The sequence below is a fragment of the Bombella favorum genome (assembly GCF_014048475.1).
GTDB classification, from domain to species: domain Bacteria; phylum Pseudomonadota; class Alphaproteobacteria; order Acetobacterales; family Acetobacteraceae; genus Bombella; species Bombella favorum.
On sequence record NZ_NWUS01000003.1, the window covers coordinates 125730 to 150355 of the forward strand.

General features: G+C 55.7%; 23 protein-coding genes. 10 read left to right on the forward strand and 13 right to left on the reverse strand.

Annotated features, from left to right (window positions below; genetic code table 11):
- The first annotated feature begins 280 nt into the window (after nucleotides 1-280).
- The 3 genes from CPA57_RS07520 to CPA57_RS07530 all read left to right on the forward strand — a co-directional run bounded on the left by CPA57_RS07520 (nucleotide 281) and on the right by CPA57_RS07530 (nucleotide 5663).
- On the forward strand, nucleotides 281-2872 hold the full coding sequence (locus tag CPA57_RS07520; RefSeq protein ID WP_182082199.1) for an MMPL family transporter: 2592 nt from the start codon (nucleotides 281-283) through the stop codon (nucleotides 2870-2872).
- A 414-nt stretch (nucleotides 2873-3286) separates the two neighbouring features.
- Nucleotides 3287-5017, forward strand: coding sequence for an alginate export family protein (locus tag CPA57_RS07525; RefSeq protein WP_182082200.1), 1731 nt, complete (start codon nucleotides 3287-3289; stop codon nucleotides 5015-5017).
- Nucleotides 5018-5168: 151 nt separating this feature from the next.
- On the forward strand, nucleotides 5169-5663 hold the full coding sequence (locus CPA57_RS07530) for a flavin reductase (protein ID WP_182082201.1): 495 nt from the start codon (nucleotides 5169-5171) through the stop codon (nucleotides 5661-5663).
- 6 nt (nucleotides 5664-5669) lie between these two features.
- Here the strand turns inward: CPA57_RS07530 and CPA57_RS07535 are convergent, their stop codons facing one another.
- The 4 genes from CPA57_RS07535 to CPA57_RS07550 all read right to left on the reverse strand — a co-directional run bounded on the left by CPA57_RS07535 (nucleotide 5670) and on the right by CPA57_RS07550 (nucleotide 9296).
- Nucleotides 5670-6959, reverse strand: a complete 1290-nt coding sequence (locus CPA57_RS07535) for an Nramp family divalent metal transporter (protein ID WP_229709357.1) — start codon at nucleotides 6957-6959, stop codon at nucleotides 5670-5672.
- Between the two features lie 54 nt (nucleotides 6960-7013).
- On the reverse strand, nucleotides 7014-7262 hold the full coding sequence (locus tag CPA57_RS07540; RefSeq protein ID WP_182082203.1) for a DUF3297 family protein: 249 nt from the start codon (nucleotides 7260-7262) through the stop codon (nucleotides 7014-7016).
- Nucleotides 7263-7429: 167 nt separating this feature from the next.
- Nucleotides 7430-7900, reverse strand: coding sequence for a RidA family protein (locus CPA57_RS07545; protein WP_143280730.1), 471 nt, complete (start codon nucleotides 7898-7900; stop codon nucleotides 7430-7432).
- Nucleotides 7901-7997: 97 nt separating this feature from the next.
- Entirely contained in the window at nucleotides 7998-9296 is a 1299-nt protein-coding gene (locus tag CPA57_RS07550; RefSeq protein WP_182082204.1) for an O-acetylhomoserine aminocarboxypropyltransferase/cysteine synthase family protein, read from the reverse strand.
- Nucleotides 9297-9525: 229 nt separating this feature from the next.
- Between CPA57_RS07550 and CPA57_RS07555 the strand changes: the two genes are divergently transcribed.
- Nucleotides 9526-10302 (forward strand): alpha/beta fold hydrolase, encoded by a 777-nt coding sequence (locus CPA57_RS07555; protein ID WP_182082205.1) that lies wholly within the window; start codon nucleotides 9526-9528, stop codon nucleotides 10300-10302.
- 77 nt (nucleotides 10303-10379) lie between these two features.
- On the opposite strand, the gene hisD is transcribed toward CPA57_RS07555, so the two are convergent.
- Genes hisD through gmk form a run of 3 tightly spaced genes read right to left on the reverse strand, consistent with a single transcriptional unit; the run spans nucleotide 10380 to nucleotide 13036 of the window.
- Nucleotides 10380-11672 (reverse strand): histidinol dehydrogenase, encoded by a 1293-nt coding sequence (hisD, locus tag CPA57_RS07560; RefSeq protein ID WP_182082206.1) that lies wholly within the window; start codon nucleotides 11670-11672, stop codon nucleotides 10380-10382.
- Entirely contained in the window at nucleotides 11672-12364 is a 693-nt protein-coding gene (hisG, locus tag CPA57_RS07565) for an ATP phosphoribosyltransferase (protein ID WP_182082207.1), read from the reverse strand. The genes hisD and hisG overlap by 1 nt, the downstream gene beginning before the upstream one ends.
- A gap of 48 nt (nucleotides 12365-12412) precedes the next feature.
- Nucleotides 12413-13036 (reverse strand): guanylate kinase, encoded by a 624-nt coding sequence (gene gmk, locus CPA57_RS07570; RefSeq protein WP_182082208.1) that lies wholly within the window; start codon nucleotides 13034-13036, stop codon nucleotides 12413-12415.
- A 275-nt stretch (nucleotides 13037-13311) separates the two neighbouring features.
- Here gmk and pqqA point away from each other — a divergent pair, with 275 nt between their 5' ends.
- The 6 genes from pqqA to CPA57_RS07600 all read left to right on the forward strand — a co-directional run bounded on the left by pqqA (nucleotide 13312) and on the right by CPA57_RS07600 (nucleotide 17617).
- Complete coding sequence (gene pqqA, locus CPA57_RS07575; protein WP_043559425.1) at nucleotides 13312-13392, forward strand: pyrroloquinoline quinone precursor peptide PqqA; 81 nt, start codon at nucleotides 13312-13314, stop codon at nucleotides 13390-13392.
- A gap of 154 nt (nucleotides 13393-13546) precedes the next feature.
- Nucleotides 13547-14464, forward strand: a complete 918-nt coding sequence (gene pqqB, locus CPA57_RS07580) for a pyrroloquinoline quinone biosynthesis protein PqqB (RefSeq protein WP_182082209.1) — start codon at nucleotides 13547-13549, stop codon at nucleotides 14462-14464.
- The gene (pqqC, locus tag CPA57_RS07585) at nucleotides 14461-15192 is read left to right on the forward strand and encodes a pyrroloquinoline-quinone synthase PqqC (RefSeq protein ID WP_182082210.1); all 732 of its coding nucleotides are present in this window, start codon (nucleotides 14461-14463) and stop codon (nucleotides 15190-15192) included. The genes pqqB and pqqC overlap by 4 nt, the downstream gene beginning before the upstream one ends.
- A 29-nt stretch (nucleotides 15193-15221) precedes the next feature.
- Nucleotides 15222-15518, forward strand: coding sequence for a pyrroloquinoline quinone biosynthesis peptide chaperone PqqD (pqqD, locus tag CPA57_RS07590; protein WP_229709337.1), 297 nt, complete (start codon nucleotides 15222-15224; stop codon nucleotides 15516-15518).
- The gene (gene pqqE / locus CPA57_RS07595; protein ID WP_182082211.1) at nucleotides 15515-16645 is read left to right on the forward strand and encodes a pyrroloquinoline quinone biosynthesis protein PqqE; all 1131 of its coding nucleotides are present in this window, start codon (nucleotides 15515-15517) and stop codon (nucleotides 16643-16645) included. The genes pqqD and pqqE overlap by 4 nt, the downstream gene beginning before the upstream one ends.
- 174 nt (nucleotides 16646-16819) lie before the next feature.
- Entirely contained in the window at nucleotides 16820-17617 is a 798-nt protein-coding gene (locus CPA57_RS07600; RefSeq protein ID WP_182082212.1) for a polyprenol monophosphomannose synthase, read from the forward strand.
- Nucleotides 17618-17680: 63 nt separating this feature from the next.
- Here the strand turns inward: CPA57_RS07600 and rfbD are convergent, their stop codons facing one another.
- From rfbD to CPA57_RS07630, 6 genes are all read right to left on the reverse strand, one after another.
- Nucleotides 17681-18574, reverse strand: a complete 894-nt coding sequence (gene rfbD, locus CPA57_RS07605) for a dTDP-4-dehydrorhamnose reductase (RefSeq protein WP_182082332.1) — start codon at nucleotides 18572-18574, stop codon at nucleotides 17681-17683.
- A gap of 42 nt (nucleotides 18575-18616) precedes the next feature.
- Nucleotides 18617-19177 carry a dTDP-4-dehydrorhamnose 3,5-epimerase gene (gene rfbC / locus CPA57_RS07610; protein WP_077396779.1) on the reverse strand — a complete coding sequence of 187 codons (561 nt, stop codon included), beginning with the start codon at nucleotides 19175-19177 and terminating at the stop codon, nucleotides 18617-18619.
- A gap of 88 nt (nucleotides 19178-19265) precedes the next feature.
- The gene (gene rfbA, locus CPA57_RS07615; RefSeq protein ID WP_182082213.1) at nucleotides 19266-20189 is read right to left on the reverse strand and encodes a glucose-1-phosphate thymidylyltransferase RfbA; all 924 of its coding nucleotides are present in this window, start codon (nucleotides 20187-20189) and stop codon (nucleotides 19266-19268) included.
- On the reverse strand, nucleotides 20186-21241 hold the full coding sequence (rfbB, locus tag CPA57_RS07620) for a dTDP-glucose 4,6-dehydratase (protein ID WP_182082333.1): 1056 nt from the start codon (nucleotides 21239-21241) through the stop codon (nucleotides 20186-20188). The genes rfbA and rfbB overlap by 4 nt, the downstream gene beginning before the upstream one ends.
- 215 nt (nucleotides 21242-21456) lie before the next feature.
- Nucleotides 21457-22869, reverse strand: a complete 1413-nt coding sequence (locus CPA57_RS07625; RefSeq protein ID WP_182082214.1) for a mannose-1-phosphate guanylyltransferase/mannose-6-phosphate isomerase — start codon at nucleotides 22867-22869, stop codon at nucleotides 21457-21459.
- A 76-nt stretch (nucleotides 22870-22945) separates the two neighbouring features.
- A complete protein-coding gene (locus CPA57_RS07630; protein ID WP_182082215.1) occupies nucleotides 22946-24397 on the reverse strand; it encodes an ArnT family glycosyltransferase in 1452 nt (483 codons plus the stop codon).
- Nucleotides 24398-24626: the final 229 nt, after the last annotated feature.

Sequence of the window (24626 nt, forward strand, 5' to 3'; positions counted from 1 at the left end):
TACTCTGGTGGGTATTAGGACATACATCACCCTCTTTTCCCTCACAGATCATCGCAAGGGATAGAAAAAAGCCATCCATCGGGCTAGTAATCCCTGTGCCTATGGTAGTCGCTGGGACGAGATCCCCGGTCTTAACTGCCAGAAAGCACCATCATCACACTCCCGACAGGGCCCTACTAAGAGCCATGCGGGAATGTTCCGGTCCGGCTGAGGGGCCGCCTGGCCCTGGCCTTTTATTCCATGCAGAGCCTGCAAGGACACAAAGGGGACAGATTTCTACATGCTTTCTACTCTGACAAGCCGCCTCAACGCTTTTTGCGGACGCCATGTCGCCCTTGTCCTATCTCTCTTCATATTGCTCTGTGCAGGGTCTGCGTGGCTGAGCCTGAACCAGCTGGGCATCACTACAGAGACAGACAAACTCTTTGCCGATACGCTACCGTGGAAGCAAAAGAACCGTCAGATAGAAAATCTCTTCCCCGGCGAAAAAAACACGCTTGTAGCTATCATCAGTGCATCCACGCCGGAAGAAGGGCGTGAGACTGCCAATGCTCTTACGGCTATCCTTGCCAAAGACACACTCCATTTTGACCGGGTAGACCAGCCCGATGCCAATCCCTTCTATAGCCGGAATGCCTTCCTCTTTGTCGATACAAAGCAGCTTGAACCCCTGCTAGACTCGACCATCTCTGCCCAGCCCTTTCTTGGGATGCTCGCAGCGGACCCTTCCGCCCGTGGGCTGTTTGGCACGTTCACCCTCATGGCCACGGCCATACGCAGTAACCAGCCCATCCCTGCTAGCTTCAACACCGCACTAGATGGCCTGACCAATACTCTAAATGATGGCCTCGCCGGCCATGCCACACCTCTTTCTTGGGAGAAGCTACTGGCAGGCGGGCTGAGCGAAATGGGCGGTCATTACCAGTTTGTCGTCACCCACCCAAAGCCGGACTTCACCTCCTTTGAACCTTCCGAAGCCGCTACAAAGGCTATGCGTACAGCGTTGGACAGCCTGCCCACCATAAAAGCTGGCCGGGCCCATGCGCTCATCACCGGTGAAGCTAAGCTAAGTGATGAAGAATTCTCCACTGTCGCACAGGGCATGATCATCGGGCTTTTCATCTCCTTCGCCCTTGTCACGCTTTGGTTGCTACTGGCTGTCCGCTCACTGCGTGTCGTCCTTCCTATTCTGCTCACACTCATCATAGGGCTGCTGCTGACAACTGGATTTGCCTCTCTGGCCGTTGGCACGCTCAACATGATCTCCGTCGCCTTTGCCATTCTCTTTGTGGGCATTGCTGTGGATTTTGCCATACAATTCGGTGTGCGCTTCCGCTGCCAGAAGGATGAGACAGGCGCTCCGCTTTCCCCCCTCGCCGCACTAGACCGCACAGGCACAGAGAGCGGCAGCCAAATCTTCGTTGCCTCCTTGGCTACAGCAGCGGGCTTCCTCGCCTTTACCCCAACCAACTTCGTAGGCGTAGCGCAACTCGGGCTGATCGCTGGTGGGGGAATGATCATTGCCTTCTTCTGCACGCTAACCCTCCTGCCCGCCCTGCTACGGCTCTTCCGAGCTACACCGGGCGATAGCCTACGGGGCTTCACCTTCCTCAAGCCGGTGGACCATGCCCTGCGCCGTTTCCGCCTGCCCGTGTTGGCCATTTTTGCCGTGCTGGGCATCATCGGTACCTGCCTGGCACCGTCCCTCACATTTGATGCTGACCCCCTCCATACTAAGAACCCCAATACGGAGGGGATGAAAGCCCTTACCCTGCTTGAGGAAAACCCGCTCACAACACCCTATAATGCGCAAGTGCTCGTCCCCGACACGGCAACAGCGGAGCGGATGGCAAAAGCTCTTAGCAAACTGGACAGCGTGCATGATGTTCTCTGGCTCGGGGCACTCGTTCCAGATGATCAGCAGACAAAACTACAGCTGATCCATGAGGCTGCCGATATTCTGCTGCCGACACTCTCGGTTCCCCACCCGGCCCCAGCTCCTTCGGCGGCTGACCTACGCGCGGCGGCTCTCAAAGCAGCACATGACTTTGATGGGCTAGATGCTAAGCTCTCCCCGTCCCTCAAAGCCCTACATGACGCACTGACACGCCTTTCTACAGCACCAGATGCAACCCTGCTGGCCACAAACGAAGCCCTGACCCGCTTCCTGCCAACGGAGCTAACCCAGCTAAAAACCCTCTTGCTATCCCCAGCCCCCATCACACTGGAGACAATCCCAGCAGATATCCGAAGCGATTATATCGCCTCCACGGGGGCTTACCGTCTGGTCATCCATCCTAATGGCCGGATGTCTGAAACAAAAACACTGCATCATTTCGTGCAGGAGCTGGAAAGCGTAACGCCGGACATCTGCGGCCCAGCACTGGAAATCATCGCCAGTGCGCAGACCATCACACACGCCTTCATTACAGCGGCCCTGTGTGCCATCGTGGCCATTGCGCTGATTCTTCTCGTTACACTGCGCCGCTTGCTGGATACGCTGCTTGTCCTGCTGCCGCTGCTACTCTCCTCACTTCTGACAGTCATTCTGGTCATCACCGTGCCGGAGCAGCTCAATTACGCCAATATCATTGCCCTGCCACTGCTGCTGGGTGTTGGTGTGTCCTTCAATATCTATTTTGTCATGAACTGGCGGGTGGGCCTCAAGGAGCAGCTTTCATCCCCTACAGCCAGGGCCGTTCTCTTCTCCGCCCTGACGACAGGCTCTGCCTTCGGCTCATTGGCGGCCTCGGCCCATCCGGGAACAGCCAGTATGGGACGACTGCTGCTGCTGTCTCTCGGCTGCACACTGGTCTGTACCTTGCTCTTCATCCCGGCTCTGCTCCCCCATAAAACGGATAAGAAGCACTGATCACTCTGAAGCAGACAGGTCTTCAGCCCGATTCGGGCCTGCCCCCTTCCCTACGGATTGGGGGCAGGGCACTCACTACCCCGTGATGAAAGTCAAGGTGTCCCTATGATAAAATCACAGAGAAAGGCAAAACCGATTAAATAATTTTGTAGCAAATCCTCCCCCTGCCTCCTTTTTTCATCCTCCTTCTTTTACATTTTAAGTTTCATAACATACTGTTTTTTAAGTATTTTTTTCACAAAGTGAATCTTCCCTAATCCGGCCATTTCCTCCCTCTGACAGGTTTTTTGTATCATTGTAAAAGGTTTATTCTATGGGAATCTTTTGCACATTCTTGCCTTAAATCAATGTTGAGACAGTTTTTTTCCCGTCTTCTCGGCTCACCACTTCACAAACGAGCTGTGAAAGAAGACCATGAAATACTCCTTTTTCTCCCGGACCATTCTGTGTTCCACCCTCCTTGCAACGGGCTTTGGCATTTCCGCTGCCCATGCAGACACAGCATCCGGAACGGTCTCCACGCTCAATACGACCCAGCAGCGCAGTATCCTAGACCGCATCATGCATACAGCCCCCGGCGGCTGCCCCAAGGATGATGGCAAACAGGCTACACCCAATCCCTACGGTGTTTGGGCACGAGGAGACGGCAGCGAAACAGGTTTTGGCCCCGTCTCCCAGTATGGGACACCCGCTGGTATGGACAGCATCAGCGAGCCCAAAAAAGGCGTCTGTGACAGTGGCGACCCTTTTGACTCCTACAAACATATGAAGCTGAATGACAGCGGCTCCATCTGGCTCAGCCTCGCTGGGGAAACTCGCCTCAACAACTGGTATGATAGACGGCCTGTCTTCGGTGCCGCCATCGACCCCACATCCTCCATGAAGGCACGCCCCTTCAATTCGGGCCGTTTTGCTGTCCGTAACCTCTGGAGTGCAGACCTGCACCTCGGAAAGCATGTGCGTTTCTTCGGCCAGCTCATCAATGCCGATGCAGGCGGCTGGCGTGGATACAGCTACGACGGTACGTTCCGCAAGAATCTGGACCTACAACAAGCTTTTGTGGAACTTAGCGGCAATGCTGTAGGTGGACATGGCGGTTTCATCTTTGGTCGCCAGCAGTTCCTTGATGCGCCCGATTACATGATCGGAAACCGCGACGTACTGAACGTCCCGCTCAGCTGGGATGGTTTCCGCATCTATGAACACTGGAACCGTGTCCGCTTTGATGGCTTCTATTTCATCAATACAAAGAACAACCATCCAGACAGCTTCCGCGGCGGCAACTCCCTCTTCCACGACACGCTGGATTACAAGACGAAACTCTACGGGGCCAATGTTACTATCGCCCCGCCGGATTTCCACTTCCTCGGCGAGAAGGGCTATTCTTTCATCAACCTGTTCTATTACGGGTATGAAATTAATGGCGGGCCTGCACAGCAGACCGTGATGTATAATGCCTCTGCCCTCGGCCATACCAAACGTAACAATTTCGGCCTACGGTGGCACGGTGAAGCAGGGCCGATCAGCTTCTCCCTTGGTGGGGCCTACCAGCAGGGTACGTTCTATCAGTCCTATAACCAGGCCAACCACTACAACAAAATGAACCGCAACGTGAATGCATGGTCCATGAATGGCACAGTGGATTACCACTTCCGCCATGTCATGTGGCACCCGACCATCGGTGTGCAGGGTGATGCCTATTCCGGCGGTGGTGCCCGTGGAACGACTGGCAGTGTGAACACCTATATCGAGCCCTTCGGTGTGAACACCAACTATCTGGATCCGACCAACTATCTGACCGGGCAGAACCTGATCGACTTTGCCCCCAAGGCAAGCTTTACCCCCACCAATTATCTGACCTTCCAGCTGAAGCTGCCTATCTACTGGCGTTACAACACGGGGGATGACACCTACTCCATCTATGGCCGTAACATCTTCCAGCGTCAGTTCAGCGCCGGCATGTTCAACGCCTACAACCATAGCTCCTTTGTTGGCATTGCCCCGCAGATGTCCGCCAGCCTACGCCTCGGCCCACATCTGACATGGGACCACCATGTCGTCCGCTTCCTCACCTCCCATGCCATGCATCAGGTTGGCGCTCATGATGCCACCTACTACCAGTCTTCTCTAACACTGACCTACTAACACACCCGGTTTCTGGGCCGCCCCTGCCTCTATGCAGGGGCGGTCTGCCATCTGGCCAGGCCTTCCAGAATGGCATTTGCATCCATGCCGCAATGAGTCCATTATTCGTCCTTCCTTGGTCCTGTTTCATCACTACCAGAAGGTCTCCACCATGCAGGCTGTCTTCCGCAACGCCATGAGCCGCCTTGGCTCTCCTGTCGTTCTTGTTACGACCGATGGCCCGGCTGGCCCGCATGGCCTAACCGTCTCTGCCATCACCAGTGTGACGGATACACCACCGACCGTTTTGGTCTGCCTGAACCGCGGCAACCAATCCCATCAAGCATTTTTAAAAAATGGTCAGCTGGGAATCAGCATTCTGGGCAAGGGCCATGACAAGCTCGCTTTTGCCTTCGCCAACAGTGAGATGACATCCGCAGACCGCTTCTCCCATGGCACATGGAAGAACGGCCCACTCGGCTCCCCACTACTGGAAGACGCCCTGGCCACGCTCGATTGTACGATTGACGACACACACAGCATCGGCACACATGATGTTCTGATCTGCCGTGTTCACACCATTACGGTGAAAGATGGGGCCGGCCACGGTCTGACATGGTTCGACCGCAGCTTCCATTACCTACCACCGAAATGCACCCCCTGCTGAAATCCATCAGAACAGGGCATCACCTAGCAGTTTGATATTCAGGGCCACGATTACCAGCACAACCAGCCAGGACAGTACCACCAGTACGGGAGAGAGGCGGAACCGCCCCATATACTTCCGGCTAGAAACAAACCAGACCAATGGTACCATGGCAAAAGGGAGCTGCATGGACAGCACAACCTGACTGAACACCAGCAGGTCCCCTACCTTGCCCTGCCCAAAAATGGCAATGACAGCGATAACAGGCAGCACCGCCAGCCCTCGGGTCAGCAAACGCCGCACCCAATATGGCATATGAAGGTGCAAAAATCCTTCCATGACGATTTGCCCTGCCAGCGTTCCCGTCACGGTAGAATTGGTACCCGCCGCCAACAGGGCCACAGCAAATAGTGTGGAAGCCAGCCCGAACCCCAGTACGGGAGAAAGCAACTTCCACGCATCGCTGATCTCCGCCACATCCTGATGCCCCGTGCCATGAAAAGCAGCGGCAGCCACGATCAGGATGGCCGCATTGATGAACAGAGCAAGCGTCAGGGCCAAGGTGCTATCCCATGTCGCCCAGCGCAACGCATCCTTCCGTCCTTCATCCGTACGAGGATAGGTGCGGCTTTTGACCAACGACGAATGAAGATAGAGGTTATGAGGCATGACAGTCGCCCCAATAATGCCAATGGCCACATAAAGCATAGCCGGATTGGTAAAAACCACCGATGAAGGCATGAAGCCTTTCAACACCGCCCCAACAGGCGGAGCCGCTGCCACAAGCTGCACACCGAAACAGACAGCAATAATCCCCAACAGGGTGATAACGAAGGCCTCCAGTGCCCGCATCCCCCGCCGCATGAGCAGCAGGACAATGAACACATCCAGCACGGAAATCAGCGTTCCAGCCATGATGGAGAGGCCAAAAAGCAAATTAAGAGCTACGGCCGTCCCGATGACCTCGGCCAGATCACAGGCGATGATGGCGAGCTCGCAGGTCAGCCAGAGAGGTAGACTCAACCCCCGTGGCAGCCAATCCCGGCACGCCTGCGCAAGGTCTTTCCCCGTGATGATCCCCAGCCGAGCAGCAAGAGCCTGAAGCAGAACGGCCATAATGTTGGCCAGCAGAATGACCGAAAGCAGCCGGTAACCGAACTGAGCCCCACCTTGAAGGTCAGTCGCCCAGTTGCCGGGGTCCATATAGCCTACGGCCACCATGTACCCCGGCCCCACAAACGCCAGAAAACGACGAAACCAGAAGCTTGCCCGCTCCGGTACTGTAACAGCACCGTGACCGGCATCCCCTAAGGGCATGATGTCTGCCTCTTTCACGGTTTCATCCTTTTCTCCGTGTCCTAACGCCATCTATCAGGCGTCAGCGTTATCCTTAAACCACACCTCGACCGGGCCTTTCAGCTTCAGCGTCATGGGGCGACCACGGCGGTCCAGCGTCCGGCCAACAGAAACACGGATCCAGCCTTCACTGATGCAGTATTCCTCAACATTGGTCTTCTCTTCCCCCTTGAAGCGCACACCAATGCCGCGGCTCAGTATCTCTTCATTAAAATACGGGCTATCCGGGTAGACCGAGAGACGATCAGGAATTGTATCACTCATCCGTTAATCCATCCTTTTACAGAATATGGCTACACCGCCTCTGAACGGTTCTGGCAGTGTTCTTCCTCCATAACAGGCAACCCGCCAAAAAGAACCCCCCAATATGATACGGGCCGCCCACCCCCATAGGGATGAACGGCCCGCCCTCGGTCTCTATGGCCTATCGATCAGGCAACTTCGAACATCGCTTCAACCTCGACCGGGGCATTCAGCGGCAAACTGGGAACACCAACAGTCGAACGGGCATGCTGCCCAACCTCACCGGCAAAGACAGCCGCTGCCAGATCGGACGCACCATTCATCACGGCGGCATGGTCGGTAAAGTCCGGCGTGCAGGCCATAAAGCCCCCAAGGCGCACAACACGACGCACACGGGAGAGATCACCACCCAAAGCCGTATTAAGCTGCGCCAGAATATTGATAAAACAAGCCCGGGCACAGGCTGTCCCTGCCTGATTGGAAACTTCTGCTCCCAGTTTACCGGTAATCAGAAGCTTGCCATCCACCAGCGGCAACTGTCCGGACACGACTAGAAGGTTCCCTGTCCGCACGACTGGCAGATAATTCGCCACAGGGGCCGCAGCGACGGGCAGTTCGATATTCAGCTCAGCAAGGCGGCTTTCTGGTGTGGACATGATGATCTTCCTTTCCTGTTCATCACTTCATCGAATAAGCTGAACGCCACACTGCGCCGTAAAGAAAGTCTTGCCAAGAGGGCCCAACCGAAAACGCTCATCACCCAACAGCACGATCCAACGCCTGTGCTAGATCAGCCAGAATATCCTCGGGATGTTCCAGCCCGATGGACAAACGGACATAGCCCGGCGATACACCCGCCGCCTTCTGCTCGGCCTCGCTTAGCTGGGCATGTGTGGTGGAAGCTGGATGAATGGCCAAACTACGCGCATCCCCAATATTGGCCACATGATAGAACAGCTCCAACGCATCAATGAAACGCTGTCCAGCATCCCGGCCACCGGGCAGCTCGAAGCCAACAAGCCCCCCGAAACCGCCCTTCAGAACAACCTCTGCTCGCTGGCGAGTTTCTCCCGCCTGCAAGGCTGGGTAGATCACACGGGCCACATCGCTACGGCCCTTCAGAAACTGAGCCACCTTCAAAGCGTTCTCACAATGGCGGGGCATACGCAGGGGTAGTGTCTCCACGCCTTGAATAAGCTGAAAAGCATTAAAGGGTGACAGGGCCGCCCCGCCGTCCCGCAGCAGCACGGCTCTGGCCCGCAGCGCATAAGCCACCGGCCCCAGCGGACGGGCGGCCTCTGTCCAGACAGCACCGTGATAACTTGGGTCTGGCTGTGTCAGCAGCGGATGACGGGAGGGTGTTTGCGCCCAGTCGAACTGGCCGCCGTCAATAATCAGCCCGCCGATTGATGTCCCATGCCCGCCAATATATTTTGTAGCAGAATAGACCGTAATGGCTGCCCCCTGCTCCAGAGGCCGAGCTAAAAGCGGAGCAGCGGTATTATCAACAATCAGCGGAATCCCCATTACTCGCCCTGCCTTGGCAATGGCCGCTATGGGCGGCACGATCAGCTTGGGGTTGGGCAAAGTTTCCAGATACCAGGCCCGTGTCCGCTCATCACTAGCAGCCTCGAAAGCAGACGGGTCGGCGGGGTCTACAAAACGCACCTCTATGCCCATATTCTTTAATGTATGGGCAAACAGGTTCCATGTTCCACCGTACAGGTCTGTCCCGCTAACAATATTGTCCCCTGCCTCCGCTAGTGTCTGCACGGCCACGGTGGCAGCGGCCTGACCGGATGCCACGGCAACGGAGGCCGCTCCACCTTCCAAAGCTGCCATGCGCTGCTCAAATACATCCACGGTCGGGTTTGTCAGGCGGGAGTAGATCATCCCCACATCTTTCAGCGCAAAACGGTCTGCCGCCTGCTGGCTACTCTCGAACTGATAGGATGTTGTCTGATGAATGGGCGGCACGACCGACCCCGTCACCGGGTCTGCCCGCCAACCTGCATGAAGGGCCAGTGTTTCAGGGTGCTGTGTTTTCCGTACCATTGGGGGCCTCGTATAGTTCGTCATGACATCCACTACACCGTGACCCCAAAAAGGCTCATTCGTCCAGAGCCTATCCAATGCCATTACCCAAGTGGGCTGATGTCTACAAACCCACCAGAGATGAAGTATGTGTAATCGCTCTAATAGGGAATATAGGATTGATTTTATCCAGAATAACTCTATAAGCGGCGCTTCTTCCTGTTTTTCAGTCCGTTAGAGAGTTACAGTCATGCAGCTCGCTTCCATTGTCCGCAACGAAACAGGTGTGGACAACGCACCAACAGTTGTCATGCTTCATGGCGTCTTCGGGCGTGCTCGCAATCTTGGCATCCTCCAGAGGGCCTTAAGCCCCTATTTCAACACGGTTGCGTTCGACCTACGCTGCCATGGTGATAGCCCCCATGCGCCTATCTCCTACCCGGAAATGGCCAAGGATGTTCTAGAAAGCATGGATGCGCTGGGGATTCAGGATGCCCATATTGTGGGGCACTCCATGGGCGGGAAAACGGCTATGGCCACCGTCCTGACAGCTCCAGATCGTTTCCGGAAACTGCTGGTGGCTGATATCGCTCCGGACATCATGATCCACGGGCAGCACGACCTGGCCCAGCAGCTCTATCACACGCCACTCCCTACGCTGAACAGCCATGCTGAGATCCGCAAATTCCTGCATGATCTGACGGAAGACCCTTCCGTTGGGGAGCTGATTGCCCAGCACATCACCCCCGGCGACCCGGCTAAATGGAATATCGGCGTTACGGATATTGTGGCCAGCTTCCCTGTCATTCAGGCATGGCCCGATGCTTTTGACGGCAAAACGTGGGACGGCCCTGCCCTGTTCATCCGAGGTGGGAATTCACCCTACATCAAGCCGCAGCATCATGATGTCATCCGTGGGTACTTCCCAGGGGCAGACATCAAGACCATTCCCAATACTGGCCACTGGCTCCATGTCGAAGATCCTACAAACTTCAATGCAATGATGCTGGAGTTCCTGCGGGATTGATCACTCCACTAGGAGTCTTCTTCTAAACTGAAAAGGGCCGCTCCACCGTAGTGGGAGCGGCCCTTCTTTTTGGCAAATCAACCTTTTTTCAACCGTTCTGACAGGCTCATGGCGTGGGCATCCAGCCCCTCTTCCCGGGCGAGGACCACACCGGCAGGGCCGACCTTTTCCAACCCCGCCCTATCCGTCTCGATAGAGGTGGTCCGTTTCAGGAAGTCATAAACTGACAAGCCAGAGGCAAAACGGGCCGTGCGGCTGGTTGGCAGAACGTGATTGGGGCCACCCACATAATCACCGACAGCCTCCGGGCAGAACCGCCCCATAAAGATCGCCCCAGCATGACGGACCTTCAAGCTGAACGCCCTTGGGTCATCCAGCAGAACCTCCAGATGCTCCGGGGCAAACTCATTCACCACCTCGGCAGCCTCATCCTCAGAGCGGACGATCACGACCGCACCGCAATCTTCCCAGCTTTTACGGGCGATCTTTGCGCGTGGGAGCGTCTTCAGCTCGTCCTCCACAGCGGCGACAACTTTATCGGCAAAGGCTTCATCCTGTGTGATCAACACAGACTGGGCTTGCTCATCATGCTCCGCCTGTGCCAGCAGATCAATCGCCACAAGGCGGGGATCATTATTCCCATCGGCCACCACCACAACCTCGGATGGTCCAGCGATGCTGTCGATCCCCACATGGCCGAACACCTGCCGTTTGGCCTCCGCTACAAAGGCATTACCCGGCCCGACAATACGATCCACCGGGGCAATGGTCGGTGTCCCATAGGCCAGAGCCCCTACAGCCTGCGCCCCACCGATGCGATAAATCTCCGTCACACCACAAAGGCGGGCAGCCTCCATAACAAGCGGATTCAACACACCATCCGGTGTCGGCACGCACATGGCCAAACGCCTAACCCCAGCCACATGAGCCGGAAGGGCGTTCATCAATACTGATGACGGATAAGCGGCCTTACCTCCAGGCACATACAGGCCGGCAGCATCCAAAGCCGTCCAGCGCATACCCAGCCTCAGACCGGCTTCATCTGTGTAATCAAGGTCTTTAGGCAGTTGGGCCTCATGGAACGCCCGGATGCGCTTTGCTGCCAGTGCCAGTGCCTCTTTTGTTTCCGGGGCGACACGGTCTGCCGTTTCCTTGATTTCTGCCTCGCTGATACGCAGCTGGGCCGATGTGAGCTTCAACCGGTCGAACCGCTCCGTATAGTCGCAGAGGGCTGCATCGCCCCGTTTCTGCACATCCGCCAGAATCGCCCGCACCGGTTCAGCCACGGAGCCACTCTGCTCGCCCCGGCGGGCCAGAACAGCTTTCAACTCGGCTGCAAACTGGGATGATGTCGTGTTCAAGCGTTTCATCAGGCGGACTCTCCCTTCTGGACAGACTGAGCTACAGCGGTACGGAACCGCTCAATCAGGCTGCCGACCTCTTCCGGGCGGGTTTTCAGGGCAATACGATTTACAATCAAGCGGCTGGTGACGTGGGCGATCGTTTCCACTTCCTCCAACCCATTGGCCCGCAGGGTAGAACCTGTATCCACAAGGTCCACAATCACATCGGCCATATCCAATGCGGGGGCTAGTTCCATCGCGCCGTGCAAATGCACGATCTCGGCATTAATCGCCCGTGAGGCAAAATGACGGCGGGCAATAGCCGGATATTTAGTAGCCACCCGCAGGCGAGACCGCCCCTCTGGCGGCTCCTCATCCCCGCTGCCCTTCGGGCGGGCTACAGCAATGCGGCACCCGCCAATCCCTAGGTCCAGCGGCGCATAAAGGTCGGGATAATCGAACTCCAGCAGTACATCCGCCCCGCAGACACCAATGTCCGCACCACCATAAGCCACGAATGTCGCCACATCGAAAGAGCGCACCCGTACGACATCCAGCCCCGGGTTAGATGTAGGGAAACGGAGCCGACGGCTGCTCTCATCCAGACAGTCCTGCGCCGGCTTAAACCCCGTATGATGCAGGACAGGACCTAAAGCCTTGAGGATCCGCCCCTTAGGAAGGGCCAGAATAAGCGGCGTCTTGGCCTGCATGTCTGTCATCAGTAAGCTCCTGCTTCAACGTACGGGGGTAGCTTATCAGAGCCGCCCTCAACCTGCTACTGGCCAGAGGGCTGCAATATCCCGGCGGCGGGCACGGGCCAGACGACTGGCCACCAACACGGCCCTTGCTTCCTCAACGGCCTTATTCAGATCATCATTAACCAGAACATAATCAAACTCCGGCCAGTGTGAAATCTCACTCAGTGCGGCTTTCATGCGGAAGGCAATTTCCTCGTCACTATCCGAGTTACGCCCCCGCAAGCGGGATTCCAGCTCTTCCAAAGAGGGAGGCAGGACGAACAGTCCGACCACATCTTCCGGCATGGCATTGCGCATCAAACGATAGCCCTGCCAATCAATATCTAGAATCACATCACGCCCGGCGGCCAGAGCCTCCTCCAGCGGTGCACGGGGCGTCCCATAGCCACGGCCGAACACCTCTGCCCATTCCAGCAGCTCACCCTCTGCCGCCATGCGGCGGAAGGTCTCTAGATCACGAAAGTGATAATGCACGCCCTCTTCCTCGCCAGGGCGGGGGCTACGGGTCGTGACAGAAACAGAGGTGAAAATGGTCGAGTCTGCTTTACGCAGAGCCTGCGCTATCGTGGATTTCCCCGCCCCTGATGGCGCCGAAATTACCAGGCACACACCCCGCCGTGACTGCTCAACCATACTGCTTCCCCAACTGCTGCTCTGTTCTGCCGTGCCCAATGGACACGTCCCGCCTTTATTGCCCTGTTCCTGCCAGAAAAACACGTCTCTTGCCAGCAGTCTGCCACTAACACCCGGGCGTATATACGGGCTACCCCCCTCCCCTGAAGGGGGCTTACGTTTCTTCTGGCATTTTCGACAGATTCTGCTTTATCCTGCCTTGGCAGGCCTATTCCTCATCGGGTGGCCTGCCACTGTGCGGACACACGCACTGACCTAAAACAAGGAGTACCATCATGGCATGGAATACACCGAAAGTAACCGAGATCCCTCTGGGCGGCGAAATCAACTCCTATGTCTGCGGCGAGAAGAAATAATCTCCGTACGGGCATATGCGTAACAGGGAGGTACGGGCAGAACTGCCACGCCTCCCTGTTTCCACACCGGGCTGATCTGCGAGGCAGGCCCTTTACGGGCACGTAACACGGACACAGCCAGCCACCACACAGCTGGGGAAAGGGTGCCTCTGTCGTGCTTGATGTCATTATTCTGGGGGCCGGTGCTGGCGGCGGTTTCCCGCAATGGAACTCCGCCGCACCGGGCTGCCTTCAGGCCAGAGAAGGCAAACAGGCCAAACCCCGCACACAGGCCTCCCTCGCTGTAAGTGGGGATGGCGTGCATTGGTTTCTTCTCAACGCTTCGCCGGACCTACGCCAACAGATTCTTTCCACACCAGCCCTTCAGCACAATGGCTCCACCCGTGGAACACCGATTCAGGGTGTCATCCTTGCCGGTGCGGAAATTGATGCCATCACCGGGCTGCTGACCTTGCGAGAGAGGGAACCCTTCACCCTGATGGGCAGTGCCTCCACACTGGCGCAGCTGGACCGCAACCCCATCTTTGAAGCTCTGGACCGCAACATTATCCCCCGTATCGCCCTTACGGAAGGGATAGCCGTGCCGCTGCCCCTCAAAAATGGAACACCATCCGGACTTGTGCTGGAGGCTTTCACAGTCCCCGGCAAAGCCCCCCTCTATGCCGAGGCCGAAGGGACAAAGCCCGATGATACACTTGGTCTATCCATCTCCGATGGGCAAAAGACCATGCTCTTCATCCCTGGTTGTGCCAAAATCACACAGGCCCTGAAGGACCGTGCCGGCCGGGCCGATCTACTCTTTTTTGACGGCACCCTCTGGCAAGATGATGAAATGATCCGCACGGGCCTCAGCCCCAAAAGTGGGCACCGTATGGGCCATGTCTCCATCAATGAGGAAGACGGCCCGCTCCGACAGTTTGCTGCCTGTACAAAGCCGAGGAAATTCTTCGTCCACATCAACAATTCCAATCCGGTCCTTCTGGAAGACAGCCCCCAGCGTCAGGCAGCCGAACAGGCAGGCTGGGTCATCGGCGAGGATGGGATGAGAATCAAAGCTGAGGTACCGTCATGAACACACTTCTTTCCCCTGACGAGTTGGAAGCCCGCCTGCGGGCCATCGGAGCGGAACGCTATCATCGCCAACACCCGCTCCATAAAGCCATGTACGAGGGTAAGCTGACTAAAGGCCAGCTACAGGCATGGGCCCTGAACCGTTATTACTATCAGGCCCAGATTCCCCGAAAGGATGCCACGCTGCTCGCCCGCCTGCCCACGACCGAACTGCGCCGGGAATGGCGCCGCCGGATTGAAGACCATGACGGCACAGCAGACAGCCCCGGCGGCATTGCCCGCTGGCTGAAACTGACCAACGGGCTAGGCCTTGATGATAAGTATGTGACGAGCCTGAAGGGCCTGCTGCCTGCTACGCTCTTCGCCGTGGATGCTTACGTGGCCTTTGTGCGGGACCGTTCCATTCTGGCAGCCATTGCCTCCTCCCTGACAGAGCTCTTCTCACCGACCATCATCGGGGAGCGTATGGAAGGGATGCTCCGCAACTATCCCTACATCTCTGAGGATACGTTAGCCTATTTCAAGCCCCGCCTGACACAGGCCCCGCAGGACTCCACCTTTGCGCTAAATTACGTCAAGGAACACGCCCGCACGCCAGAGCAGCAGCAGGAAGTCCTCGGTGCGCTGGAGTTCAAATGCGCCATTCTCTGGCAACTGCTTGATGCTCTGGACCATGCCTATGTAGCAGGCCATATTCCGCCGGGTGCTTTCGTCCCTGAAACACCCTGATCTCCCTCCCCCCTGCCAGCAAGGTTCTCATGACCACCCATGCGCCACACACGATGCTGACTGAAGATGACTGCCCCGGTTTCAGCCGGGGTTACCGCCTCCAGCATGACAAAGTGCGGGAACAATGGGTGATTCAAGCCCCAGAACGTGCCCTGCTGGCAGACCCCATTGCTGTTGCCATTCTTCAAGAGCTTGATGGCCAGACCCGCCTCGGGGTGGTCATCGACCGGCTGGCTGAACGCTATGAAGCCCCCAGAGACCAGATTGCCACCGATGTTCTCGCCCTGCTTTCCGACCTCACGGAAAAAAGGATTATTCGGTTATGAGCGAGACTTCGCATAGCAATAAAGCTGGCAGGGCAGAGCACACCATCCCCGCCCCCATGAGCCTGCTGGCCGAGCTGACCCACCGCTGCCCGCTCTCCTGCCCCTATTGTTCCAACCCTGTCGAGCTGGAACGCAAAGCGCAGGAACTCAGCACGGAAGATTGGCTGCGTGTATTGGAGGAAGCCGCTGAACTGGGCATTCTACAGGTCCATTTCTCCGGCGGGGAGCCCATGGCCCGGCCAGACCTCTACACCCTCATCTCCCATGCGCATAAGCTGAATCTTTACACCAACCTGATCACCTCCGGTGTTCTCATCACACCCCAGACCATGAAACGTCTGGATGAAAGTGGGTTGGACCATGTGCAGCTCTCTTTTCAGGACACGGACGGGCCAGAAGCAGACCGGCTAAGCGATTTTCCGCAGGTTCAACCCCGCAAACTGGAAGCAGCCCGCCTCATCACGCAGGCCGGGATTCCCCTAACGCTGAACTTCGTTCTGCAAAAAGCCAATATATCCCGCATGCCCGCCATGTTTGCTCTGGCCCGTCAGCTAGATGCCCAACGTGTCGAAATGGCCCATACTCAATATTATGGCTGGGCATTGAAAAACCGTGCTGCTCTGCTGCCCTCCCGCACACAGCTTGAAGAAGCCTCCCGCTATGTTGCCGCCGAGGAAACCAAAGGCGGGCTGGCTATTGATTACGTCACACCAGATTATTATGCCGAACGCCCCAAACCCTGTATGGGCGGCTGGGGACAACGTTTCCTCAACATCTCACCTTCCGGTCATGTCCTGCCCTGTCATGCGGCAGAAACCATCCCCTCGCTAACGTTCGATAATGTTCGGGATCATTCACTTAGCCATATCTGGTACCACTCCCGGGCCTTCACCCTTTTCCGGGGAACAGACTGGATGCCAGAGCCCTGTGCCTCTTGCGCCCGCAAGGAAATTGACTGGGGCGGGTGCCGCTGTCAGGCTCTGGCCCTTTTGGGGGATGCCTCCCAGACGGACCCTGTCTGCTCACTTTCTCCCCATCGTCACCTAATTGATGAAGCCATCGCTGAAGCCGAAAAAACAAATGAACAAGTGTTCATCTATCGCCGCATGGGCCAGAATACCCGCTGACGTTCCTTACACATAAACTTCATTACGATAATATAAAATAATTTCTACATTGAAATGATTATTTATTTCTTTATTAATAAAATGACATGGTCTCTCCCATAAAAGGACTCCCTTACCTTGTGCTCATCTATCATCCACTTTATGTAATGTAGACCCCCTCACATGGAACTTATTATGACCGCCCCTGAGATCAGCATCATCATCCCATGCTATAATGAGGTTAAAAACGTCGTCCCGCTCGTAAATGCTCTAGAAACTGTTCTAAACGGCATGGCGTGGGAAGTTGTCTTCGTAGATGACAATTCTCCCGATGGCACGATGGACGCTGTACGCCAACTGGCCCAGCAAAAACCCTATGTACGGGGCCTGCTACGCATTGGCCGGCGGGGGCTGTCTTCTGCCGTGATTGAGGGGGCACTGAGCGTCTCAGCTCCTTTAATTGCTGTCATGGATGGAGACCTCCAACATGATGAAAGCTGCCTCCACGCAATGATTGCCGCCCTGCGGGATGACCAAGCCGATATCGCCGTGGCAAGCCGCCATGTCGCCGGAGGCAGCAATGAAGGACTATCCAACGGCTGGCGTCGTTTTCTATCCAACAGTGGCATCTGGGCGGCACGCCAGCTGCTTAATGTCCCACTGACAGACCCCATGAGTGGCTTTTTCGCCATCAAGCGTTCCGTCTTCACCGATCGTGCCGCCCAGCTAGACGGTAAAGGCTTTAAGATTCTGCTGGATATCATGATCGCTCGGTCCAAGCCTTTGCGGGTCAAGGAAGTTCCCATGGCCTTCCGAGACCGAGCCCACGGTGAAAGCAAGCTGGATTCAGGCGTCATGATCTCCTTTGCCCAAATGCTGGCAAAGCACAGTTTCCGCCGCCGCCCCGTGCCGACCTATAGTGCTGCAACCCTCGTCGGGGGTGGGCTGCTCTGGTCCGCATGGCGTCTTTTATCCCGCAAGCGGTCGGGCTGATACAAAAAAGGCCGCTCCTAAAATGGAGCGGCCTTTTCCATATCACAGACAAGGAAACTAAAATCAGCCCTCTGGCTTCATCAGAATCCTGACTGTCCGGGACGCACTTTCACGCCAATCAGGCATTTTCTGCCCGAACACACGCTCCAGCTTGCTATTATCCAGACGAGAGTCCGCCGGACGAGCGGCTGGTGTTGGCCAATCCGCCGTTGCAATAGCCTCTATCTCTGGCATGGGCTGACCATGACGAGCGGCCTCCTCCAACACATGGTATGCAAGCCCGTGCCATGTCGTCTCGCCACTACCCGTGGCGTGGTATATTCCCGCATAGGAATCCTGCCAACCAGTCTGCTTGATGTGCTCAACAATGCCCAGAATCACCGTTGCCAGATCATCTGATGAGGTCGGATTGCCCTGCTGGTCCCCCACCACACGCAGGCGAGGATTCTTCGCCCCTGCATTCAGCATGGTTTTTACAAAGTTCTTACCATGAGGCGAATAGACCCATGCGGTCCGTAAGATGATGCTCTGCGGCTGTGCCTTCAATACCGCAACTTCACCCTCGGCCTTGGTCCGCCCGTAGACCGTAACGGGATTAACCGGGTCACTCTCCAAATAAGGGGCAGCCTTTTTGCCATCAAAAACATAGTCCGTAGAGACATGCAGGAACGGAATTCCTCGGCGGGCTGCTTCTTCTGCCAAACGGGCGGGGCCTGTGTGATTACCCTGCCGTGCTCCTTCCTGCTCCGTCTCTGCTAGGTCAACGGCTGTCCATGCGGCAGCATTGACAATGAACTCCGGCTGGTAGGCATCAATAACCGCAGCCAGTGTTTCCGGTGCCTGAAAATCCGCCTCTGGCCGGCCAACGGATACAACACGATCCCCTCCCTGTTCTTTCAGGGATGTTGCAAGCTGGCCTGTCCGGCCAATCACAAGAATGGAAGGCTTCGTCACAATAGAGGCCCTTTCATACCAGAAAACACATATCCCGAATGGGGATTACTTATATTCAAACCAGCCTTTAGCAGCATCAAAGGATGGCGCTTCCAGGTCCTTTTCCGAGAGGACAGCCTCACCCGGGGCAACTGGCCAGTCAATTCCGATCTGGCTGCAATCCCAGCGTACGGAACGCTCGGAGGCTTTGTCATAAAAACCGGTGCATTTGTACTGCACTTCGGTATTCTCCTCCAGCGTGACAAAGCCATGCAGGAAGCCAACCGGCAACCAGAGCTGAGACCAGTTTTCTGCCGAAAGCTCGACACCAACCCACTGCCCGTAAGTCGGTGAGCCTGTCCGTGCATCCACCGCTACATCCCAGATGGCCCCCCGTGTCACCCGCACAAGCTTACCTTGCCCGTGGGGAGCAAGCTGACAGTGCAAACCACGCACAACCCCCTTCTGGCGGGACAGGCTCTGGTTGTCCTGTACGAATGTCTCCGGGATTCCGGCTTCAGCCATACTTTTCTGATTGTACGTCTCGGAGAAAAAACCGCGATTATCCCCAAAACGGGCTGGTGTTACCTTCACGATACCGGGCAGGGACAGTGCCTCAACCTTCATCTCGTCATCTCCTCGTCTCTACTCGTTCCACAACCCGGCCTCCAAACCCCGAACAAGCGGGGTCTAGAGCACCAAAGGCCGCCTATACTCACACCTTGCCCGGGCGATTTTCCGCCGCCACGTGCAGCAGCATTTGCCCCAGTGGGGTCTTTTTCATCTTGTGGCCCGTCTCCAACAGCTTCTCATGGGAAATAAAGCCCATGCGATACGCTGCTTCTGTTGGGGAGCCGACCAGCAGCCCCTGACGGGACTGAATGGCATGCACAAAGGTGCCTGCTTGCATCAAACTATCGGATGTACCAGCATCCAGCCATGCACAGCCACGGGCCAGCCGGTCCACCTCCAACGTGCCTTCCTCGAGATATATGCGGTTCAAGTCTGTAATCTCCAGCTCACCACGTGCACTGGGGCGTACCTTGCGGGCAAATTCACACACCCGACCATCGTAGAAATACAGACCAGTTACCGCCCACTGAGAAGGAGGAACTTGCGGCTTTTCAACAATATCCAGCGCCCGCCCCTTCTCATCAAAAGAGATAACGCCGTAACGTTCCGGGTCACGCACCTGATAGGCAAAGACAGTAGCCCCGTAAGGCCGTTTTGCAGCACTCCGCAGCATATGCTCCAGCTCATCTGCAAAGATGAGGTTATCACCCAAAATCAGAGCACAAGGTGAACCGTCAATCCAGTCCTCGGCAATGTGAAAGGCCTGTGCGATCCCTTCCGGCTTGGGCTGGACACGATAGGTGAAGGTGACACCAAACTGCTCGCCACTCCCCAACAAACGCTCGAACTGCGGCTTATCATCTGGCGTGGTGATGATCATGATATCCCGGATACCTGCCAGAATCAGAGTGGTCAGGGGGTAATAGATCATCGGCTTGTCGTAAACAGGCAGAAGCTGTTTGGAAACGGCCAGTGTCATCGGATACAGGCGCGTTCCCGACCCACCAGAAAGGAGGATACCTTTTGTCAGCGGCGCAGCGGGGGTTTCCTTTGAGGTGCCTGTCATGCCTTAACTCCCAATCTACGGCCATCGTAACGCTGGTTTCGGAGGTTCTGCCACCATGACCGGTTTTCTAGATACCACTGAACAGTCTTACGCAGACCGGCCTCAAAATCATGTTCTGCCCGCCAGTCGAGGCTACGCTCGGCATGGCTGGGGTCAATCTCATACCGGAAATCATGCCCCGGCCGATCGCTGACAAACGTAATCAAACGCTCCCGTGGGCCAGCAGAATCCGGCTCCAGTTCATCCAGCAGAGAGCATATCTTACGGACAACCTCGAGGTTGCTCCGTGGCTGTCTCGCCCCGATGGCGTAGGTCGCACCCGGCTTGCCACATTCAACAGCCCGAACAAGAGCGGCTGCATGATCTTCCACAAACAGCCAATCCCGCAGGTTTTCACCCTTGCCGTAAACGGGCAACGGTTTCCCCTCCAGCGCGTTGATAATCATGAGGGGGATCAGCTTTTCCGGGAAATGCCACGGCCCATAATTGTTGGTCGTGTTCGTCACAAACGCCGGGAAACCATAAGTGTGGTACCAAGCCCGCACCAGATGGTCAGAGGCGGCCTTACTGGCAGAATACGGGCTGCGAGGATCATACGCCGTTTCTTCAGTGAAAGGGGGATCTTCTGGCGAAAGATGCCCGAACACCTCATCGGTCGAAATATGAAGGAAACGGAATCCTTCCTTCTTCTCTCCCTCTAGCCCCAGCCAGTACCGGCGGGCTACATCCAGCAGGCAATATGTCCCCACGATGTTGGTCTGGATAAACGCATCCGGGCCATCAATGGAGCGATCCACATGGCTTTCAGCGGCCAGGTGCATAATGGCATCCGGTTGGAACTCTTCCAGAGCTTCTTCTACCGCAGCCTGATCGTTAATCGAGATACGGGCATGACGATACCGTGGATCGGACGCCACAGCGGCCAACGTCTCCTCCGAGGCGGCATAGGTCATGCAGTCTATGTTAAGGACCTGATGGTCGGTCCTATTCATAAGGTGCCGGACAACCGCAGAGCCTATGAACCCGCACCCACCTGTTACTGTAACCTTCATCATGCCTCCTTATGCATCAATCCTGCCTGGGATCCCTTTACCCGACCTCCCCGGCTCCGGACAACAAACCTGCTACCATTTTGTTAACAATAAGCATATCGGAAAGAAAATGACCGCCTTTTTAAGGAGGCATGTTCAATGACGAGGCCATTTTACCGGAGAACTGCCCGCTCTGCTAGTAACGAGCAGTTTTCATCCTCGTATAGAAGCAGAAATCAGCGTTTATAGACGTCGTCCAAACGAACGATATCATCCTCCCCCAGATAAGGGCCAGACTGTACCTCGATCAACGTCACAGGAATACGCCCCGGATTCTCCAGCCTGTGAACACAGCCCAACGGCAGATAAACGCTCTCATTCTCCCGAACTGTAATCTCCTCATCATCCCGTGTCACAAGGGCTGTGCCTGCTACAACAACCCAATGTTCCGCACGGTGAAAATGCTTCTGAAGAGATAATTTCTCACCGGGGCTGACATGGATCCGCTTCACCTGAAAGCGAGCGCCTCGAATCAGGCTCTCATAGAACCCCCAAGGGCGATACATACGGACATGCTGCTCTGCCTCGGGGCGTCCTTCGTCACGAAGGCGTGAGACCATATGCCGGATATCTTGCGCCTGCTCCCGATGCGATACCATGACGGCATCACCTGTCACGATAATAATGAGGTCTTCCACACCCGTTACGGTCGCTACAACCCCATCGGAATTGACGTAACAGTTCCGGGCACGGTCCAAAAACACATTGCCCCGCACGGCATTGCCGTTCTCATCCTTCGGTGTCAGCTCCCAAACGGCATCCCAGCTACCCACGTCCATCCAAGAGAAACCGGACGGCACGACAGCCGCACGGTCTGTGCGCTCCGCCACGGCATAATCCACCGAAATGGACGGCGCCCGGGAAAAAGCGTCTCCATCCAGCTGCACAAAACCAAGGTCGCAATCCGTTTTCTGAACCGCCCGGGACACAGCCTCATGGATGGTGGGTTCATATTTCTTCAGTTCTTCAAGAAAAACCCGGGCCCGGGCCACAAACATGCCAGAGTTCCAAAGATGCTGTCCATCCTGCACAAACTGCGCTGCCCGTTCGGCATCTGGTTTCTCCAAAAAACGGGCAATATGATAGGTGTTTTCCTGCCCCTCTAGAAGACGGCCCTGCTGGATATATCCGTAGCCTGTTTCCGCCCTAGTCGGCCGGATACCGAAAGTGACGATATAATCCTGACGGGCAGCCTCACAAGCCTGATCCAGAGCCTCCTTGAGAGCGGCATGGTTCTCAATAGCGGCATCAGCCGGCATGAACCAAAGGATGGCTTCCTCATCATACCGGGCCTGCCAGAAAGCCGCCGCCGCCATGGCCGCCGCCGAGTTGCGGGCAACGGGCTCGAGAATGATGCTGGCAGCCTCTATCCCCACCTGCCGCAGCTGCTCAGCCATGATGAAGCGATGCTCACGGTTCCCCACGACAATAGGCTCCGCCTCCAGCCCTAGCGTTTTCGTACGCTGTACAGTTTCCTGAAAAGGCGTGTCCTTGCCCAGCAGCGCACAGAACTGCTTAGGATAGCTCTTGCGGGATACCGGCCACAGCCGTGTCCCGGACCCACCCGAGAGAACAACAGGAACAATCATAACAAGCCTTTCCAGTCTCGATACGCAGCCAAACGCCACAATGCACCGCGTATCACATAGGGGGTCTTCTCTTAATCTAATGAACGTGACCCAGAAGAATCATCTGCCCGCTATCAGATACGGGACGGTATCCGGCCTTATGCAGCCAGCTGTCAAATACGATGTTACCGCTGCTGTAATGGCCAACGGTTCCATAGAGCTGAACAATAGAGAACCGGTGCTGATCAATCTGATCCCGCAGGTAGGTGACATCCTTATTCTTTTTTAACGCCTGCGAGAAATTAAATCCGTCCACAGCTTCGTGACGATGTGCCCAATAACATAAAGCCATATCGGTACAGAGCAGAGAGGCATTATACGTTCTCAGCATCGCAATATGCGTCTGCCACTCTTGTTCTTTCAGCGCAACAGTTTGGACTTCCTTGTAAAATTCCACACCCCGCAAAGGTGCAAGCACCAGCAAAGGGAGTGTCAGAATACAGCAGACCCATTTCAGGGATGATTCCTGCCCATCTTCTGACAACAACGAAGCAAACCCCAATCCACATAGAAGCGTCCCCGCCACAAGGGCATCGAAGACGCAATTATAATCAACACCCTCTCCCATGGCTTCCAGCACACCGAACAGGCAGCCCAAAATCAGGAACAGCATGATCAACACAGATGGGTCTCTTAGACTTATTGCCTTCCACCGTCGGCAAAATATCCAGACACCGACCAGCAACATTCCCCCCATGAGAGGCAGTTCACGTAAGGCATGAACACCCCGCACCAGCCGAATGACACGCCGCTGGAGAAAAATATTCTGAAAAAAACTAACCCCATAAAACTCATAGAAGGCCACAAACCCCGCCAGCAGCAGCCCAGACACCATAACGGCCCAGATCATCGCCTTTTTCGGGCTGACAAAAAGCAGCCAAAGCTCCATAGCCAGAGGGAGAGCCACAAGATTATGCTTGGTAAAGCCCCCCAGAACGACCAAACAAGCACTCAGAAACAGACGCCCTACAACCAAGTCCGACCCGCCCCTGCCAAGCAGGACACATAACCCACCTAACATCAGGGCCTGTGCCATCCATTGCGGATCATTCATCCCAAAATAACCATAAAAAGCCGTATTGACGGTCGCCAAAAATAGAGCCGACGACGCAAAAGCAGCGGATAGCTTACCTGTCAGGTTCCATATGATCTGCGCTATCAGACACGCTGCTACAATGACGGAAAGACAGGACAAAAGACGGCCTGCGACAATGGCATCGCACCCCAACCGCACCAACCCTCCCATAAGAATAAAAGATAAAGGAGGGTAATTATTGAAAACAAAACCATCGTGAGATGAATAGAGCTCATGTGCGCTAGCCAAGGAGGCGGCACGACTGGCTAGCTGGGCGTTCCACCCCTCATTCACATCCAAAGGAACATGATGGAAAATAATCAGCCCTGTATGCAGGCAAGTCAGAAGGAACAAGATAGTCCAAAAGACACACCATGACCACGTCAGGCGTTCTTTCTTATAGGAAACAAACATTCAATTTAATTCCAATATCTTACCTTACGCCCAAAAGCATAACGCTTTGACAGCCCATGCCAAAGCGTTATGCAAAGACAATTTCTATGCATTCATCATCCACCAAATAAACTTCACAACTTCCTTTTCCTAGAACATTCCTGTAAGAAAACACAGGGCAGGTTGTCAAAGAAACATTTCTATTATCTCAAAAAGGCTCCTGAGCATGATGCCATCACATTCCAGCCAT